The sequence below is a fragment of the Thermogemmatispora tikiterensis genome (assembly GCF_003268475.1).
GTDB lineage: Bacteria > Chloroflexota > Ktedonobacteria > Ktedonobacterales > Ktedonobacteraceae > Thermogemmatispora > Thermogemmatispora tikiterensis.
Genome location: NZ_MCIF01000002.1, coordinates 486,573 through 503,156, shown reverse-complemented (window position 1 = coordinate 503,156; position 16,584 = coordinate 486,573). Strand labels below are relative to the sequence as shown.

General features: G+C 62.7%; 16 protein-coding genes. 10 read left to right on the top strand and 6 right to left on the bottom strand.

The genetic code is table 11. The features are described from left to right. Window positions 1-130: 130 nt before the first annotated feature. Window positions 131-544, top strand: coding sequence for a VOC family protein (locus A4R35_RS02210; protein ID WP_112426118.1), 414 nt, complete (start codon window positions 131-133; stop codon window positions 542-544). Window positions 545-615: 71 nt separating this feature from the next. Further along, window positions 616-744: a hypothetical protein gene (locus A4R35_RS24935; protein ID WP_262982313.1), complete on the top strand. Its 129-nt coding sequence runs from the start codon at window positions 616-618 to the stop codon at window positions 742-744. A 32-nt stretch (window positions 745-776) separates the two neighbouring features. On the opposite strand, the gene A4R35_RS23830 is transcribed toward A4R35_RS24935, so the two are convergent. The 3 genes from A4R35_RS23830 to A4R35_RS24115 all read right to left on the bottom strand — a co-directional run bounded on the left by A4R35_RS23830 (window position 777) and on the right by A4R35_RS24115 (window position 3,111). Next, on the bottom strand, window positions 777-1,124 hold the full coding sequence (locus A4R35_RS23830) for a hypothetical protein (RefSeq protein ID WP_146747091.1): 348 nt from the start codon (window positions 1,122-1,124) through the stop codon (window positions 777-779). A 491-nt stretch (window positions 1,125-1,615) separates the two neighbouring features. Further along, window positions 1,616-2,449, bottom strand: a complete 834-nt coding sequence (locus A4R35_RS02205) for a hypothetical protein (RefSeq protein ID WP_146747090.1) — start codon at window positions 2,447-2,449, stop codon at window positions 1,616-1,618. A 497-nt stretch (window positions 2,450-2,946) separates the two neighbouring features. Further along, complete coding sequence (locus A4R35_RS24115; RefSeq protein ID WP_189361243.1) at window positions 2,947-3,111, bottom strand: hypothetical protein; 165 nt, start codon at window positions 3,109-3,111, stop codon at window positions 2,947-2,949. An 862-nt stretch (window positions 3,112-3,973) separates the two neighbouring features. Between A4R35_RS24115 and A4R35_RS02200 the strand changes: the two genes are divergently transcribed. The 8 genes from A4R35_RS02200 (at window position 3,974) to A4R35_RS02170 (ending at window position 12,663) form a co-directional block, all read left to right on the top strand. Next, window positions 3,974-5,491, top strand: a complete 1,518-nt coding sequence (locus A4R35_RS02200) for a helix-turn-helix transcriptional regulator (RefSeq protein WP_112426115.1) — start codon at window positions 3,974-3,976, stop codon at window positions 5,489-5,491. A 656-nt stretch (window positions 5,492-6,147) separates the two neighbouring features. Beyond that, window positions 6,148-7,086: a class I SAM-dependent methyltransferase gene (locus tag A4R35_RS02195; RefSeq protein WP_112426113.1), complete on the top strand. Its 939-nt coding sequence runs from the start codon at window positions 6,148-6,150 to the stop codon at window positions 7,084-7,086. Further along, on the top strand, window positions 7,083-7,511 hold the full coding sequence (locus tag A4R35_RS02190; protein WP_112426111.1) for a hypothetical protein: 429 nt from the start codon (window positions 7,083-7,085) through the stop codon (window positions 7,509-7,511). The genes A4R35_RS02195 and A4R35_RS02190 overlap by 4 nt, the downstream gene beginning before the upstream one ends. A 184-nt stretch (window positions 7,512-7,695) precedes the next feature. Next, window positions 7,696-8,139: a sigma-70 RNA polymerase sigma factor region 4 domain-containing protein gene (locus A4R35_RS02185; protein WP_112426109.1), complete on the top strand. Its 444-nt coding sequence runs from the start codon at window positions 7,696-7,698 to the stop codon at window positions 8,137-8,139. After that, window positions 8,126-8,764, top strand: a complete 639-nt coding sequence (locus tag A4R35_RS23825) for an NUDIX domain-containing protein (protein ID WP_146747089.1) — start codon at window positions 8,126-8,128, stop codon at window positions 8,762-8,764. Before A4R35_RS02185 ends, A4R35_RS23825 begins: the two co-directional genes overlap by 14 nt. Further along, window positions 8,748-9,692: a class I SAM-dependent methyltransferase gene (locus A4R35_RS02180; RefSeq protein WP_146747088.1), complete on the top strand. Its 945-nt coding sequence runs from the start codon at window positions 8,748-8,750 to the stop codon at window positions 9,690-9,692. Before A4R35_RS23825 ends, A4R35_RS02180 begins: the two co-directional genes overlap by 17 nt. Before the next feature lie 39 nt (window positions 9,693-9,731). Then, window positions 9,732-11,111 (top strand): ATP-binding protein, encoded by a 1,380-nt coding sequence (locus A4R35_RS02175; RefSeq protein WP_112426105.1) that lies wholly within the window; start codon window positions 9,732-9,734, stop codon window positions 11,109-11,111. A gap of 7 nt (window positions 11,112-11,118) precedes the next feature. Further along, window positions 11,119-12,663, top strand: coding sequence for a hypothetical protein (locus A4R35_RS02170; RefSeq protein WP_112426103.1), 1,545 nt, complete (start codon window positions 11,119-11,121; stop codon window positions 12,661-12,663). 332 nt (window positions 12,664-12,995) lie between these two features. On the opposite strand, the gene A4R35_RS02165 is transcribed toward A4R35_RS02170, so the two are convergent. The 3 genes from A4R35_RS02165 to A4R35_RS02155 are packed head-to-tail and all read right to left on the bottom strand — an operon-like array spanning window position 12,996 to window position 16,516. Continuing rightward, window positions 12,996-15,251, bottom strand: a complete 2,256-nt coding sequence (locus tag A4R35_RS02165; RefSeq protein WP_112426101.1) for an FtsX-like permease family protein — start codon at window positions 15,249-15,251, stop codon at window positions 12,996-12,998. 27 nt (window positions 15,252-15,278) lie between these two features. Further along, the gene (locus tag A4R35_RS02160) at window positions 15,279-15,743 is read right to left on the bottom strand and encodes an ABC transporter permease (RefSeq protein ID WP_112426099.1); all 465 of its coding nucleotides are present in this window, start codon (window positions 15,741-15,743) and stop codon (window positions 15,279-15,281) included. Further along, the gene (locus tag A4R35_RS02155; RefSeq protein ID WP_112426097.1) at window positions 15,740-16,516 is read right to left on the bottom strand and encodes an ABC transporter ATP-binding protein; all 777 of its coding nucleotides are present in this window, start codon (window positions 16,514-16,516) and stop codon (window positions 15,740-15,742) included. Before A4R35_RS02155 ends, A4R35_RS02160 begins: the two co-directional genes overlap by 4 nt. Window positions 16,517-16,584: the final 68 nt, after the last annotated feature.

Below are 16,584 nucleotides of genomic sequence, written 5' to 3'. Positions count from 1 at the left end.
GACCAAGGCAGTGGACCGTTCTGGTCGCTGTGGCAGGTGGCCAGGGGGAAGCAGGATGGTCAGCGTCTCAAGCCAGAGGGGTCCATTGCCGGTCTGCAGTGTGCAGAAGCCTGAGAAAAGAGAGAAAGGGATGACTAACAATCTTGATTTGAAAGGACCGGCCTTTGTCGGTCTGAAGGTCCGTGATGTGGAGGCCTCGGCGCGATTCTATGAACATGTTCTGGGATTGCGCCGCGATCCCGAAGTGTTTCCTCGAGGGATGGCTTTTCTGACCTACCCTGTTCCTTTTGGTCTGATTCAGGCGCCACCCGATACGAACTGGGAGGCTCTGCCTGCTCCGATCGAGACACCGGCGATCTGGTTCAAGGCAGCTGATAGTCAGGTGGTTCACGATGCGCTGGTGGCTGCGGAGGTGCCTATGCTGCGACCCCTTACGATCGGGCGCTTCGGTCGGCAGTTTACGTTTCTAGATCCCGACGGCTATGCGATCACGATCTATGATCGCGATGCGCCCGCTGCTGGCTGGCAGCACGTTGGTCGTTAGCCGAAGGGCGAGGGAGGAGGCAGCTTCTCGCAGCTCTCTCCTCTCTCTGCTGGCAGGGGAGACGAAGGAAGATGCAGGCGCTATCTTCTTTCTCTTCTGTGCTCGATGCGCGCGGCTCAGAGCAGGCAGGCGACGCGGATGGCCTGACCCGGCCTGATGGCTGTCGGGATGGCGGCGTGATCGCTGCTTTCCTTGCCTGAGGTCGGTGAGGGCCAGGTGCGAGGTGAGGGCTTTATTCGAGCATCGCCCGCTGGGGACGGTTACACGGGTGCCGTTGGCCTGGCCGGCGTCTGTGGGGAGATGAGGCGCTGGCCAGGCTAGGGTTGGCTGAGTTAGCGGGAGCGCGGCGGATGGGCGACGGTGGGATCGGCGGGCGGCGGTGTGAGGCGCGTGCGATAGGGCTGGCCCGTGTCGCTGGCGCGATGGATGGAGGAGAACCATACCCGGAGAACGGGAAGCAGTCACCCGGCTGCCCCACCCCGAGCACGGGGCACAAGCCGATGGTCTGGCCTACCACCTCGCCGACGAGGGCGCCTAACGGCACGGCGCCAATCACGACGAAGCGCATACTGGCGTTCATCCGCCCCTGCAGGCGCTCTGGCGTGATCGCCTGTCGGAGGGTCAATTGATTGATACTGGAGATGGTCCCCCTAGATTCAGGAACTGCGCTTCGACCAGCAAAGGAAGAGGGATCACGAGGGGACCGCGCGTCAGTGGGATGAGCAAAGCACTGATCTCCTCGTTACTGCACAGGACAGGCTGGTCAGCAGCGGCTCTTGCCTGGTGTCATCGAAGAACTGACGCTGAGCAAGAGAGGGCCTGGACCTCTCGCCTGCTGCGAAGCTGGAAAGCCACGCAGGCGGTCCCCATCCTGCTGATCAGCACGTATGATAACAGTATGGACGCGGTGGCTGCTTTGGAAGTAGGCGCAGATGACTCTCTGACGGCTCCGCTACCTGACGCGAGCCATCTGATTCCCGCTGCAGCAAGCGTTTCAGGTGCACCAGATGCAGTGCCCCGAGGAAAGGTGAGTTTCCTTCCTCTCTTCGGGGGATACACGGAAGCAGGAGATCAGACGATTCGCTGGAGCAGCAAGGCTCGTCGTTCCTCCTCAGAGAGCGTGGCGTAGTCGCCGCTCCTGGCCTGATAGAGCGCTATTTCTCGCCTGGCTGCAGCCAGCCTCTCCTCGGGGATGGGGTTTCTCCAAAGCGCGGCGCTGGCCAGAAGGGCCACAGCGATAGTGGCACCGCTGGCTACGATCCAGAGAGGAGGGGCAAAGAAGAGCGAGATCAGGAGCACCAGAGCAACCCCCAGGCCCAGCCCTATCGAGCACCAGATCCGCCACTGATGACGGCGATACTCCCTTTCCTGGCGCATTAGACGCTCGCTCGCTGTTCGCATCGCCTCCCGGGCTGGTCGCTGCTCTTCCTGCTCACGGATGGCTCGCTCCAGCTGCTCTCTCGCCTCCTGGAAGCGCTGCAGGACGACCTGATCGGCAAGCTGACGAGTCTGTTCGATGAGCGCCTCGGTCGTGCTGGCCAGATCGTTCTTGATCTGCTGAGCACACTGCTGCAGCTCATCAGTATACTGTTGCAAGAGGCCACTCAGCAGGTCCTCCGTCTTCCGCCGCTCCTGTTCCAGTTGGGTTTTGGCCTCGATCAGTTGCAATTGACGTGCATGCTCTTGGGCCTGATCCAGGAGGCGCTGCGCCAGATCGAAGACGCGGTTGCGGGCCGCCATCTCCCCAAGAGCAGCTCCTTGCTGCGCTTCCTGCTTGCTCACCTGCTCAATGATCTCCTGATAGGCCTCGTAGGAAAGCTCCCCAGCACAATAGCGCTCAACCGCGCGTTTGACCATGGACTCGGCTTGTTGATCGAGCAAGCGTCCCGCCTCCGTGAGGAACACTCTGATGGCCTCATTTCTTTGACGATGCGTCATTTCTGGATACCATCCGATTCTGGTGACGTCTTTCAGTTTCTCGACTGCTCCTGGATTGATCAACACAGTGCGCCCCTCTTTATCGACAAATATGGAATGAAATTGAACACTATAATAGATTATAGCCTCTTTGAAACTAAGATGCAAGCAACGGAAGATCTCGCTTGAAAACTGGCAGGCGAAGCTCCCTCGTTCTGTGCGATCTAGGCTAGGGAAGGCTGGTTACGGGAGGTAGAGACAGGTACAGTGCGTCTCCACAACCAGCAGTCTCACACTATCCAGCCCGGACCGCCTTTCTCTGCTTGAGCAGAGCAGCCTTAGCTCACGACCGTCTACGCTCTATCACTCTGTCACTGGCCTGCTAGGACTGTGCCGCAGCCGACCGAAATTCATGCGCCAGAGCGTCGCCGACTGCCCGTATGTCAGGCGCCCCAGCGTCTGGCCATCCTTCTCGATGCGCGCGACTATGCGCAGGGGACGCCGCGACTCTCGGCGAAGCGCAAGGCGGTATAGATCTCGTACTGCTGGCAGAGGCGCTCCTCGTCGGAGGTAATTTTGTCGTGGCAGCGGGTCAAGACATTCTGCAGGCGAAAGAGCCGATCCAGGAGCGCTAGAGATAGGTGGATCATGCCCCATGTGTGGCGGATTCTCCAGAGATGCCAGGGAAGGAGCGAGGTAGGCGCAGGTAACGAGGGGCCCGGTCTCTCGATTTGTGCTCGCGGGCGAGACCGGGATCGCCGCCGCGCAGGGTTGGTACGATGTGGATGCTCTTACACCCAATATTACAGTATAATACTCTTCATCTTTCCAGAGTAGACAGGTGTCTTAGAGTATGTTACGATATTTATGGGTGGATGCTGGCGTTTCCCTAAAACTCTTTGCTTCAGAGAGGATCAGATGAGCAAACAGGCGCTGCCGCTACCGGCAAGGAACAGCTCCAATTGCTCACTCGCTAGCTGAGTGGGCACAAGAAGAAGAGGGCAACGCCTGGCATATGGGCTGCAGACACGAGGTGAGAGGCTGTTTCGCTCAAGATAAGCTGGTTCGGATCGGGAGGCGATCGTCACCCCAAATCGCTCAGCTTCCTGTTATCTCAATTCAATAGAGAGCGTTACATTCAGTTTCCCCAGCGAGGTTTCTCCAGGAAACAAGATGGAACAAGAAACGCAGTGTCAGAGCAATGAGTATAAATTGTCTCCAGTTTTGCCTGTCTTTTCAGCTATACTCTTTTAAGAGAGGTAGATGCTATCTCAAGAACTGTTAGCCTGTTGGAGAGAGGCCCAGTCAGCTCCTAACGCTTCTTCTGTTGATAGAAGAGGAGCCAGCGGGTCTGTTTCTCCCTGTGCTGCTGTTATACTCGCTTGCTTTCGTCCAGAGAGTGGGACTCTCCCGGTGAAACAGGGAGAAATATCAAGGACAAGGAGAAGCAGACAGATGCCCATTAGGGTCCATCTGATACAGCACTGCTAGAGTGGAAAGGAAGGAGAAGCGATGCACCAGACCCAGGACTCAGAGGGTGCAGGCCCGCTCCGCCAGGCCTTGATCCGGGCACGCCGCGCCCGCCTGCTCACCCTCGAAGAGGTCGCCGAAGCCGTCGGCGTCAGCAAGGCCACCGTCTGCCGCTGGGAGCGCGCCGGCGATGTCCCCCAGCCCCTGCACCTGCGCAAGCTCTGCCACCTCTTCGGCCTCTCCCCCGCCCAGCTGGGCTTCCGCGATGAGGAGCTGGGCCTCTCCCTGCCCGAGCCTGTCCCTCCCACCAGCGAGCCTCTCCAGGTCGAGTCGGTGCTGCTCCCTTCTCCCCCTGCCGAGGCTGACGCCCTGGCCACTGCCCGCCAGCAGTGCCTGCCCCTGCGGCTGCTGGGCCTCGTCTGGCGCTGGCCCGCCACTGACTCCCCCTATCAGCAGCTCCAGATCCTTGTGAGTACCGAGCTAGAGAAGGACGCTATGAACCAGAACGAGTTGACCCGGCGCGAGACGCTGCGCTTGCTGGCTCTGGCGCCGATTGAATTGTTGGGTCTGTCACAGGCCGGTCCAGCTCCGAAGGGGTCGGCCCTGACCGAGGATATCTTGAAGCAGTGTGCCGCTGGCCTGACCGCCTGCTGGCAGTTGCACCGGCAGGGCGAGTTTGCCTTAGCTGACCAGGCAGTCGCCGCCTATCTGCCCACCTTGCAGGCCCTGGCCAAGGCCGCTTCCCCCAGGCAGCGTCAGGCCGCCGCTGAGCTTGCAGCTCAGGGCTTCCTGCTGCGTTCGCGGTTGGCCTTGCATCTGAGTACTCCAGGACAAGCAGTGTCCTATGCCCAAAAGGCTGAAGATTTCAGCTGCATGGCCGATAATCTCTCCCTGCAGTTAACGGCACTGGGTTTGCAGGCAGTAATGTCCCACTATGGTCATTGCTACAGACAGGCACTGCAGACGATGCAGAAAGCACAACACTTGTTAGAGGAGCGGGATCGGCGTGATCGTCACAAGGAAGCCTCAGTCGCTCAGCCCGCCAGCGAGCCAGTTCCTCCCATCGTTTACAGCAGTTGCTATGGCAGGCTAGCGATGAATCTGGCCGTAGTCACCGGCCAGAAGGGAGAGGTACAGCACGCTCTCAAGCTGGCACATGAGATGTTCCTTGCACAGCACGGAATGGTCCCTATATGGGCGGCTTTTAGTCTGGGTGATCTACTGCTTGATGACGTCTACGCATACAGGGACTCAGGGCTACCACAGGCAGCATTAGAAGCCTGTCAACAGATAGAGCAGCAGTATCAGAATGGTGAAGCAAGATTAACATCCTGCATTGAGGCCCAATTGCTGGCCGTCCTGATCGAAGCCAGTCGCGACGACCAGCCACGCCGCCTCGACTGGTGCCTGGACAAATGGCAGGCCGGCCTCGCCACCGCCCGGCAGCTCCAGAGCCAGCAGCGCCTGGCCGAGGCTCGCCAGGCCTACATCGCCCTCTGTGCCGCCTTCCCTGGCGAGAAGCGCCTCCGCGCGCTGCGCGACCTGCTCACCCTCACCTGAGCTTCTCGCCAACATCGTATGGCGGTCCTCTGAGCAGCACACCTGACCTGTTGTGTGCTGCTCTTTTGTTTCCTTCCCGTCTCTTCCCATCCTCATATCTCCAGTCTTAGCAAAGAGGGAAACACTTAGTAACCTCGCCATCGCAATCGATAACTACTTTCACTGCTCTCACTCAGTGAACAATCGCCTTGTTCCACATAAGCAGCTTGCTTGCTGAAACGATAGGAGACAGCACATCTCATCTCATCATCAGCGCAATAAGAGTCAGATAAGCTTGCTTCTTATTTCATCTGCTAATCTCCTCTTCTAAGAGCAACAATGACAGCAAGCAAGGAACAACATGACTACTCACTGAGCATCAACCTGAGATGCTATTTTTCAGCTTGCCTTCTATACTTCTTGCTAGCGGTAATAGCATGCTGCACGGAAATCCGATGGATCTCAGCACGATCTATCAACGGCGATGATCGATACAGGTACGCCCTTCGCCTGCCCTGCATACAGCAAGCGAAGGCGGCCATGATATCAGCCAGTGTCAGAGGAAACGCTATATTCTGCGGCACATCTCTATTTCGATGCGAGCAACGATTGTCAACTGTCCGCCAGGGGCGAGAGACAGATCATCCTTGCCAAAGAAATAAGGAAGGAGACCCGCTATGGGCCTACTACATAAGCTGCTCGCAGGCCGTCAAGCCCGGGTCCGCGTGGCCCTCACGCCAAGCCCGGATACGCCAGCGACAGCCACCACACACACCTCTCCAGAGGGTTCACCTCTCCTCACGCAGCGCCAGTATCTGGCTGATGTTCCCTATGTATTGCCCAAAGATCCCCTGGAAGACCAGCGGCTCAACTACCAGCACCATGCCCTGTATCGTACCCTGAGTAACCATTACCTGGCCCCGCTCTCCCCCGAGAGCACCCGCACCATCCTGGATGTGGGCACCGGCACCGGCATCTGGGCCTTCGAGATGCAGGCCCTCTTTCCTCACGCCCTCGTGGTGGGCGTCGACGTCTCCTTGCAGTCCCTGCCCCAGCCGGTGCCCCCCACCTGCGTCTTCGTCCGGGCGAACGTGCTGGAGGGCTTGCCCTTTCCCGACGGGCAGTTCACCTACACCCATCAGCGGCTCCTGGTGGCCGCCATTCCCGCCCAGGCCTGGCCCGGCGTCGTCCGCGAGCTGGTGCGCGTCACCCGTCCCGGCGGCTGGATCGAATTGCTCGAACTCAGCGATGGCATCCAGCCCGCCGGGCCAGCCACCCGGCGCCTGCTCGACTGGTTCACCAGCATCAGCCGCCAGCTCGGCTTCGAGATGGCTGTCCTGCGCCAGCTCGGCGAACTGCTCCAGCAGGCCGGCTGCGTCGACGTCACCAGCCACGATATTCCTGTCCCCTTGGGCCACTGGGCCGGGGCCGCCGGCCAGCTCTTGCTCACCGATGTCCTCCACGGCCTGGATGCCCTCAAGGACTCGTATTGCGCCCGCACCAACACCCCGCCGGCGGTCGTCGACCAGATGCTGCGCGAGGCCGCCAAGGAATGGGAGCAGCAGCAGGCTCGCTACGTCTTTCACGCCGCCTACGGCAGGAGGCCCCAGCCATGAGACCGACCGACCGTGATGGCGACCCGGCTGATCCCAGCCTCGGCCACGGCGAGGGCCCGAGGATGACCGCCTCGGGCACGCGCGCACACCCCAGCCCTGGCAGGGACCTGCTGATCCTCACCCAGGAGCAGGTCGCTGCCCTGCGAACGGTGCTGGAAGGCTACCGGGCCTCTGCCTTTCGCCAGCTCTTGCCCACCACCGAGCGCAATGAACGCCTGCGCCAGACCCAGGCCCTGCTCGGCTGGCTGCACGCGCTCGCACCCCCGCCGGGTGGCGAGTGTTGGCTCAACCTCGCACCCGACGAGCTGGATGGCCTGCGGCAGGTGCTGCAGGTCGTCCGCGAGCAGCCCACGCTGCGGGACCGCTGGCGCCGCGAGTTCCAGCTCCTGGCGCCGCTCTTCGGCTGGTCGACCTCCCTCCCTTGAACAGGTGGGGAGTTCCCGAGCCGCCTGACCACCGACGCCAGTCACAACCCAGTCGGAGCCGCACGCCGCGGCTCGCTCTATCATCCTGACCCATCGGAGGAAATGATCCCATGATGTCATCTCGCTGGCAGCATCCTTCTTGGAACCTCTGTGGGTGGATCTTCGCCCAGATCGGAGGTCCACGATGACCTCGCCCCTGCTCCCTCAGCGCCTGTCGAGGCAGCAGGCGCCTGCTGCCCCTACCAGCCACCCGCCTGGCCTCACGGCCCAGCAGCAGCGCCGGCTGGCGCGGCTGCGCCCGACCGACTGGCTCGTCCTGTTGCTGCGCCAGCAGGGCTGGCAGGTCGGCGCGATTGCCACCGCCCTGGGCGTCAGCCCCGGGCGGATTTCTCAACGCCTCCATCGCGCCCACTTCGCCCTGGAGGTGCCCCGCTCCACCCAGGCCCTGCTCGCCGCCGTTCCCTGGCAGCTGTGCCCCGCCGAAGCCCGGGCCGCCTGCGCGCGCTTGCTCGCCCGCTGGCGGCAGGGGCCTCCGCCAGCCACCCCCTGGGACCCTTCCCGCTCGCAGGCCGGGCGCGCCGGCGAGCCGGCCCAGCCAGACGGAGGGATGTGCCATGCCGCTTCGTGAGCACGACGCCCGTTTCGCTATCGGGCTGGACCTGCTCTTCGTCGATGACGACCGCCAGCAGGTCGCCCTCATCCGCCGCCAGGACGAGGGCCAGCTCGCGATGCTGGGTGAGAAACTGCGCTGGGGCGAGCCTGCCGCCACTGGCATCCTGCGCGCCCTGCGCGAGGAACTGGGCATTGAGCGCACCGACTGGCACCTGCACGGCGCCGGCCTGCGCTCCTGCCGGCTCGGCGGCCTCTTCGGCCTGGACCGTCCAGCCCGTGACCCCCGCTTCCTGGGGGCGACTTCCCTGGCCGCCCGCGCCCAGGTCCTTTCCCTCCTCTTCCTCATCGAGGCCGACCTGCCCCAGCTTGTGCGCATCGCCCGCCCCGGCCCCACCAGCAGCGTTCTGGGCCTGGAGGTGCTCCCCGTGGCCGCCCTGGAGCAGCAGGCCCTCTTCCTCGACCATGCCGCGCTCATCCAGCAGGTCCTCGCCGCTGAGCGGGCGGGCCACCTGCCCTTGCTGCCCGTGGGCTCCGCCTGGCCCCTGCGCCGTGCTGACCCCGAGCCGGCCTCAGACCCCGAGTCCCCCCCGCGGCGGGACCGTTCACCTCAGCAAGGAGACAGCCATGAGCACCCCAGTTGATCCCGCTCGCCCGCAGCCCGCGCCTCAGCCGCGCGGACGCTCCACCTCCATCATCGACGCCGAAAACGCCGGAGAGCTGGCCCGCCTCATGCAGCAGGATCGCCTGCTCACCGAGGCCCTGGGCGGCCTCTTGCCGGAGTTTCCTGAAGGGGCGCCCCTGCCCGAAGGGGGGCGCGTCCTTGACCTGGCCTGCGGCCCGGGAGGCTGGGCGTTGGCAGTGGCCTTCGCCTATCCCAACGTGAACGTGATCGGCGTCGACCTCAGCCCAGCGATCGTCGAGTACGCCACCGCGCAGGCCCGCTCCCGTGGCCTGGACAACGTTCACTTCCAGGTGATGGACGTCATGGAGCCGCTGGCCTTCGAGGACGGCTCGTTCGACCTGATCAATGGCCGGCTCCTGTGCGGCTTCATGCTTCCAGCGGCCTGGCCGCGGCTACTCGCTGAGTGCCGCCGCCTGCTCGTCCCCGGCGGGGTCGTGCGCCTGACTGAGATGGAGGAGCCGCTGACCAGCAGTCCCGCCTTCGAGCGGCTCATGGCCCTGGGCTGCCAGGCCCTCTGGCGGGCCGGCCAGAGCTGTTCCCCCAATGGGCAGCATCTGGGCATCACCCCGGTCCTGCCCCGGCTGCTGCGACAGGCCGGCCTGGTCGATGTCCGGCTGCGACCCACCGTCATCGAGTGGTCGGCGGGCACCCCGAGACACTACTCGGTCTTCAAGGATTTTCTCATCGGGCTGGAGCTGGTCCTGCCCTTCCTGGAGCGCCAGGGGCTGGCCACGCGAGCGGCGTTGACCACCCTCTATCAGCAGGCCGTCGCCGAGATGCAGGCCGACGACTTCTGCGCCCTCTGGCCCCTGCTCACCGTCTGGGGCCGTGCGCCGGAGCCGGGGAGACCAGCCCCAGCGAGGCCCGCCGACCGCGCCCTGTCCTAGCCATCGCTCACAGGAGAAAAACGCAGGAGGCCACTGAGCATGAACACGGAGCCGGTGATCAATCGCGAAGACGAACAGCGCCAGCTCTCGACGATCCTGCAAGCCCTCAGGCAGCCGCACCGCAACCAGGGCCAGTCGTGGCCGATTGTGCACCTGTCCGGCGTGGCCGGCATCGGCAAGACCACCCTGCTGCGCCAGGTCCAGCAGCAGGCCCGCGCGCTCCGCCTGCCAGTCCTCTGGGGTGCGGTGCAGCCAGGAGCGCCGATCGATGCCGTCGTCAGCCAGCTGCTGCCAGCTCTGCCGTCGCCACCACCTTCCCTTTCCTCTGGAGCAGGACACGGCCCAGGACCGGATCACCCCACCCCGGGTCTGGCGCAGCTCATCCCAGGGCTCCGCCTCCTCGTGCAGCAGCAGGGAGCCGCCGTGCTGCTGCTGGATGACGTGGAGAGTGACGATGCGTCGCAGCTGCGCTGGCTGGTGGCGCTGCTCGATGCGCTGGGAAAGCAGACCCCCCTGCTCCTGGTGCTGGCGGCGGCGGCGCCGCTCCCCTGGTCCTGGCAGAGCGTGCTGAGCCGCCCGGTCCTCCTCCTGGAGCTGGGGCCACTCGACCGCGTCAGCAGCGCCCTCCTGCTCGATCGCCACGCCCCGACGCTAGCTCCCGAGGTGCGCGCCCTCGCCCTCAACTGGGCCGATGGCTACCCGCTCGCCCTGGTCGTCCTCGCCGAAGCCCTGCGCGACGGGAGGCTGGACCCCCGTCAGCCAGCAGATCGGGCCCGGCTGCGGGAGCAGCTCACCGAGCGCGTCCTCCGGCAGGGTGTCCTGGGCACGCTGCCCCCGGCGGAACGGCCTGCCGTCGAGCAGTTGCTGCGCCTGCTCGCCGTGCCGCGCCGCTTCACCGCCATGCTGCTGCAAGACCTGATCGAGCAGTTTGCCCCCGAATGGAGACAAAGCGATCCCTTTGCCTATTTCTTTCTGCCGCAGCGGCTTGCTGCCGGCACCCACGCCCTGCACTGGCAGTTCGAGCGTGCCGGCTATGTCGTCAGCGCCCCGGTCCGCCACCTGCTGCAGATTCTCTGGCAAGAGGAAGCGCCAAGCCAGTGGCGACAGCTCCAGCGGTGGCTGGCCGCCTTCCAGGAGCGGCTGACGGAGCGAGCCAGCGGACCCGAACGAATCCGCTCCCTGGCCGATCAGCTCGCCTATCGCCTCCTCAGCGAGGAACCAACACGGCGAGGGGAGCAGCTGCCCAGCCTGCTGGCATCCCTGCGCCAGGAACCACAGGCCGTGAGCCTGCAGGTGGTGGCCGCCCTCCAGCAGGACCAGGAGCTCCAGCTCGCTCTGGGCGAACAGGCGTCAGACTGGCAGGCAGCCCTGCAGACCCTGGAGCGTGCGATCCTCACACAAGAACAAGGAAAGGAGTAACAGACCGATGAAGTATGGAGACCGTCAGCGCTTTTCAGCCTTCTTGCTGAGCTGGCTGGCCCAGACGCAGGCCAAAAGCCCCTGGCTGCTCTGGCTTCACGATGACAGCCCGAGCACGACCCTCAGTCCAGCCTTCCCAGTGCCAGGCGATCCCTCTGGCGGGTTTGGCAAGAGTCGGCTGCTGCACCGTAGCCTCTCCCTCGTCCGCCAGCGCTTTCCCGGGCTGCCCATCGTCTGGGTCGATGGCCTCTGCACAGCGGCGCATGATCAGCTCTCCCTGCTAGAGCACGTCGTCGAGCAGCTCCAGGCCGCATACCCTCCCTGGCAAGCCCAGACCTTTGCCATGACCAGGGAGACGCTCCAGACCACCGGCCAGCTCTCGCCATCAGGGCGGCACTCGCTCATCGATCTGGACAGGAGAGAGCGGCTCTGGGCGGCCCTGGCCCGGGATATCAAGGCCCTCCGGCCTCACCTGCCCGCTGAGGGACCCACCCTCCTGCTCTTCTTTGACCATCTGGAGCAGCTGCTCCCGAGCGCTCAGGAGCTGGTGCTCGCTCCTGACGAGCGCTTTCCCGAGCGCTTCGGCTTACCCCGCGTCAAGGCCGTGCTGGTCAGCCGCCGGCCTCCTGACTGGCATCAGTCTCTCTGGAAGGGGCGGCAGTCCGAGATCGTGACGGTCGCCCTCCCCCCGTGGTCTGCCACGGAGATCCGCCAGCTGCTCGCTCAGGAGGGGGTGCTCCAGACCAGCGCGACCGGGACCGCCCCCGCACAGCTCACCGCCGCCAGTGAGCGCCTGCGCGAGCTGACCGGGGGCCAGCCGGCCCTGGTGCAGCTGGCCTGCAAGCAGTTGCAACGGAAACAGCTGCGCCTGGAGGAGCTGGCGCGTCTGGACCAGCGCACCTTTTCCGAGCACCTGATCGCCTGGTTTCTCATGCAAGAAGGGCCGCTCCCCTGGTGGCTGCTGGCACTGGCCTACTTGCTGCCGGGGTCCAGCGAGCCGGGGCTTGCACTTTCCTGGCTGGCTCACCTGCTTAACCGCTTCTCGACACGGCTGCCAGGGCAGGAGCCCCTTAGTAAGGCACAACTGCTGACGGTGCCAGGTATCCGCCTGAGCTGCGACGGGAAGAGCGTGTCTTTACAAGAGGAGATCCGTCACCTGCTCGTGCAGGTCGGCTGGAGGCTCCTCGATCCTGATGGACGCTTCCGCCGCGAACTGAGCCGCCTCGTACTCACCCACAGTCTCACAGCCCTGGAGCTGGAAGCTGGTCAGGTGCTGCCCGAGGCCGACTGGCAGGCCTGGCAGAGGCTGCAGCTTCTTCATCATCTGATCATAGATCATCAAGAAGGCTGGCGGCGTGGGAAGCTGTTGCTCACTCGGGCCCTGGCTCAGCGTCTTCCAGCGACAGCTAGCCGTTTGCTCGCCATCCTCCAGCAGTTTGAGGGGCAGCTTAGCCCGCTCAAGCGCCGAGAGCTTCGCGTATGGGAAAGACAGATACAACAACTCGAGATCACAGAGCGGGGGCGCGAGCCAGAGCAGGCCGAGCCAGCCTAGCCTGCAGCGTCCCCGCCCAGGCAGAGGGGAGCACACTGATGGCCTCCCTTCCGAGGAGACAAGCAAGAGAGCAGGCAGGCAATCATAGCCCTGGCGGGAATGCTCCTTCCCTTCCAGGAACCAGCGATCCAGGACCCTGCAGGCCACGTCTGGCCGACTCGCTCTCTCTGGCAGCTCGGGCAGCCCTGCCTGTCAGCATGGGACCTGCCCCAGCCAGCACACAGGCCGCCCAGAAGGATCGCCAGCTGTCAGGCCAGAAGAAGCCAGGCAACCGGCGACCTTGCCACCTGCCAGATCGCTCGACAGCAGCACATCCATCCCACCACGTTGCCTTATTCATAGCGCAAGACCATCAGAGGGCGGATGCGCACCGGCTGCCATGCGACCAGTGCAGCAACAGCCATTGCCAACAAGCAGATGCTCGCGATGACCCCAAGCGCCAGGTACCAGCTTACGCCAAAGCTCGCTTTAAAGACATACTGCCCGAGTAAACTGGTCAGCAGGGTCACCAGCAGCATGGCCAGCGTTGCCCCTGTGGCCCCAATCAGGCCATTTTCTAGCAAGACCTCGCTCAGCACCGCCTCACTGGTATAGCCAAGGGCCTTCAAGATTCCCATTTCGCGCCGCCGCTCCAGCATGGCCAGCGCTACCGCATTGGCAATAATCACCGTGGCCGCAAGCAGCGAGAGGAGGGCCACCGCCAGCACCACCGAGAGCGCCTGACCCAGATAGCGATTGAGATAGTCGCCCGTGTTCGCCAGATTGAACACAGCGACATCCGGCGCCTCCTGACCGATGGCAGCAAAGGCCTGCCCCAGATGCGCAGGATCAATGCGTAGATAGTAGATAGAGGTTGGCACCCCTCCAACTGCCAGCGCCTGAACGACATCGCTCGTCGTCAGTACGGGATTAAACACGACCTCCAGCCCGCGCGTGAGATAGGTTCCCACCACGGTACAGCTACGGCTCACCTTCCCGTCCAGGCTGCTCAGTATCAGGGTACTGCCAAGGTGTACATGGCCCTTGAGCGGCAGCCATGCCAGCAAGTGATCATTGAGCAGCACATGGCAGGAACCGACATCGCTGCTATTCAGGTTACGCCCCTGCACAATGCTCAGAATCTGGCTCGTATCAGGGAGCTGATTCTGCGCCACATCATAGCCCTCCAGACCATTCAGGTAGTTAATAGCAGAGGCTCCCAGATTCTGATACCCGAAGGAGGCATTCGCTGGAATAAGCTGCTGCAAGGGGACCCCATCGATGCTAAGCGGGATCATCCTGGTGTCCAGGTGGCGCGCGCTCCGCTGTAGACCAGGGATGCTGGAGAGACCGCTCGCCAACCTATCGGCCTCGCTCCCCTGCGCAATAGCAATGGCATTAAAAGTCATATTGTTCGCGACCGTGCGATTGATCAGATCGGTCAGGTTCTCGCGTAGCACCAGGATCAGGCCGATGGCGACCACGCCAATGAAGAGCGCCAGCAAGGTGGTACTGGTGCGCGCCCGTTGCCGATTGAGATGAGAGAGCGCCATTCTGAGACTGACCTTGAGCCGCACGGGGAGGAAAGCAACGATTGCCCCTAGCAGCGCCAGTAGCAGCACCAGCCCCCCAAAGGCCGGCAAGACTCGCACGAGTAACACAGCAATGAGCAGAGCCAGTACCACGAGTACCCCCTGCTTGAGATTGAAACGCTCGGGCACCGGTAGCTTGCTGACAGCAAGCAGCACAAAGCCAAAGAGGAGGACGAGCAACCCGAGAACGACCAGCCCGCCGTAGACAACTCCCCCAGCGAGCAGCGAATCCTTAAGGATCACCCCAGCCATCACCCAGAAGAGAAGCGAGAGCACGAGGATCAGACCACAGGTCAGTAGAGCGCTCCTGACATGGTGGCTGTCCGGTTCATCGCGCAGAACGCTGAGCGGGCGAATATGAGCCGCCTTCACGATAGGCAGCAGTCCGAAGATCAGGGCTGTGAGCACACCCACCAGCAGCCCACCGAGGACCAGGAGCGGATCAATCACAAAGGGGATCTGCATCGGTGAAAGCTGCTGCACCAGGCCACGCACCAGTGCACTCAGGCCAATGGCCAGCAAGGCCCCGACGGTCCCTCCGGCTAGCCCCAACAACCCGGCTTCCAGCCCAAAGAGGAGGAGCAGATGGCCTTGATGATAGCCAACCGTCTTCAGGGTTGCAATCTCCAAACGGCGACGGGCCAGCAGCACCTGCATGGTGTGTACAATGCCAATACCGCCAATCAGCAGCGCCAGCAGGCCCACCAGCGCGAGAAACTTCTGCTCCACAGCAACCTGATCCTGGTTGGCCTTGAAGGCCTGATCAACAGTCGTCACACTAGAGAGCGGGAACTGCTGGCTGATCGCCTTGACCGCCTCGTCAACGTGGGCTTTATCAGCAGCGGTGACATCGATAGTATCGTAGAAGACCGACCGATTCCCCATCGCCTGCTGATAGTCGCTGACCGCCAATACCAGAAAATCGTTGATCGAGGCGAAGACGCCAGAATTGGTGACAATGCCGGCGACGGTCACATGGAGATCGGCTCCACCCAGACTCTGGGCATTCAGATGCACTTCGATGCTGTCGCCAACCCGCTTGTGCTACTGATCGGCCAATGCCTGATCGATCACCACCTGCCCCCCACCGAGGAGCGCTCTGAGCTGGCCATTGGCAGGACTGATAAAGTCAGGCCCCCGCACCAGGGGGAAAGTCGCCGGGTCAACGACCTCAACCGTAAAGTACTCGGTGGAAGAGACCGCCAGACTGGCCGAACCCAGAAACGAGCTGCGCGGCGTGTAGCCGGTGATCGTTCCAGCCCTTTGCAGCTGAGCGAAAAAGGTCAGGTCCTGCTGAGTGAATGGCCGGCTCTGCGAGGTGACCGCGATATCTCCGCCGTTGGAGTCGCGCACATTGCCTGTGAAGGCATTGTTGAGCATAAAGCCCACCAGTTGCAAAGAGACAATGGTCATCACCCCAACGGCAATGCAACAGAGGGCCAGCAGCGTGCGCTGTCCACCGCGCACCAGAGAGCGTGTCGCGTATTTCACATACATGCTGGCCTTCATTGGGTAATCCTCCCACCGCTGGTGTCCAGCGCCGCTATCTGACCATCGACAAGGCGGATCACACGATCAGCCCGTACAGCCACATCTTGCGAATGCGTCGCGATGATAAAGGTCTTGCCCGTCTTGCGACGAAGCTCGGCAATCAGAGCAAGCACATGATCGCTGTTGCGCGAATCCAGATTGCCTGTCGGCTCATCAGCCACGATGATAGCAGGATCAGTCGCCAATGCCCGAGCAATCGCTACACGCTGCTGCTCTCCGCCAGAAAGCTGGCTGGGGCGATGGTGGGCACGGTGCCCCAGCCCCACGAGATCTAATAGTTCCCGGGCACGCTGTGAGGCTGAGCCAGCATGCTTGCCAACATAGAGGGGGACCTCGACGTTCTCCTGCGCGGTCAGCGTCGGGATCAGATTGAAGGTCTGGAAAACCATCCCAATGCAGCGATTACGAATGTCGGCAAGAGCGCGCTCACTCATGTGCGCAATATCGACGCCATCAATGATGACATGACCCGTGGTGGGTGTGTCCAGACCGGCAATGATTCCTAAAAGCGTGCTCTTGCCCGCTCCCGATGGGCCGACAATGGCCACGAATTCGCCAGCCAGGATCTGAAAGCTAATCCCTTTGAGAATGGGCAAGCTACCATGTTCTAGCTTCATCTCTTTGGTAACCTGCTGAACATCCATGACAATGCCCCGGGTCGCCCTCTGATCACCATCTCTTTCCAGCTCAAGAGCATCGACCCGTAGATCCTGTTCTCGCTTCTCAGGCATCTTTGTTCCTCCATTCCTTTGGAATTCAGATACATGCGCTCAACAGCTCATGCTGAGGCGGAGCCGGC

What these genes read in the sequence shown, in the direction of transcription:
- A4R35_RS02210 (WP_112426118.1), top strand. Translation starts at nt 131, where the DNA reads ATGACTAACAATCTTGATTTGAAAGGACCGGCCTTTGTCGGTCTGAAG.
- A4R35_RS02195 (WP_112426113.1), top strand. Translation starts at nt 6,148, where the DNA reads ATGGGCCTACTACATAAGCTGCTCGCAGGCCGTCAAGCCCGGGTCCGC.
- A4R35_RS23825 (WP_146747089.1), top strand. Translation starts at nt 8,126, where the DNA reads ATGCCGCTTCGTGAGCACGACGCCCGTTTCGCTATCGGGCTGGACCTG.
- A4R35_RS02200 (WP_112426115.1), top strand. Translation starts at nt 3,974, where the DNA reads ATGCACCAGACCCAGGACTCAGAGGGTGCAGGCCCGCTCCGCCAGGCC.
- A4R35_RS02155 (WP_112426097.1), bottom strand. Translation starts at nt 16,516, where the DNA reads ATGCCTGAGAAGCGAGAACAGGATCTACGGGTCGATGCTCTTGAGCTG.
- A4R35_RS24935 (WP_262982313.1), top strand. Translation starts at nt 616, where the DNA reads ATGCAGGCGCTATCTTCTTTCTCTTCTGTGCTCGATGCGCGCGGCTCA.
- A4R35_RS02190 (WP_112426111.1), top strand. Translation starts at nt 7,083, where the DNA reads ATGAGACCGACCGACCGTGATGGCGACCCGGCTGATCCCAGCCTCGGC.
- A4R35_RS02180 (WP_146747088.1), top strand. Translation starts at nt 8,748, where the DNA reads ATGAGCACCCCAGTTGATCCCGCTCGCCCGCAGCCCGCGCCTCAGCCG.
- A4R35_RS02160 (WP_112426099.1), bottom strand. Translation starts at nt 15,743, where the DNA reads ATGAAGGCCAGCATGTATGTGAAATACGCGACACGCTCTCTGGTGCGC.
- A4R35_RS02175 (WP_112426105.1), top strand. Translation starts at nt 9,732, where the DNA reads ATGAACACGGAGCCGGTGATCAATCGCGAAGACGAACAGCGCCAGCTC.
- A4R35_RS23830 (WP_146747091.1), bottom strand. Translation starts at nt 1,124, where the DNA reads ATGAACGCCAGTATGCGCTTCGTCGTGATTGGCGCCGTGCCGTTAGGC.
- A4R35_RS24115 (WP_189361243.1), bottom strand. Translation starts at nt 3,111, where the DNA reads ATGATCCACCTATCTCTAGCGCTCCTGGATCGGCTCTTTCGCCTGCAG.
- A4R35_RS02185 (WP_112426109.1), top strand. Translation starts at nt 7,696, where the DNA reads ATGACCTCGCCCCTGCTCCCTCAGCGCCTGTCGAGGCAGCAGGCGCCT.
- A4R35_RS02170 (WP_112426103.1), top strand. Translation starts at nt 11,119, where the DNA reads ATGAAGTATGGAGACCGTCAGCGCTTTTCAGCCTTCTTGCTGAGCTGG.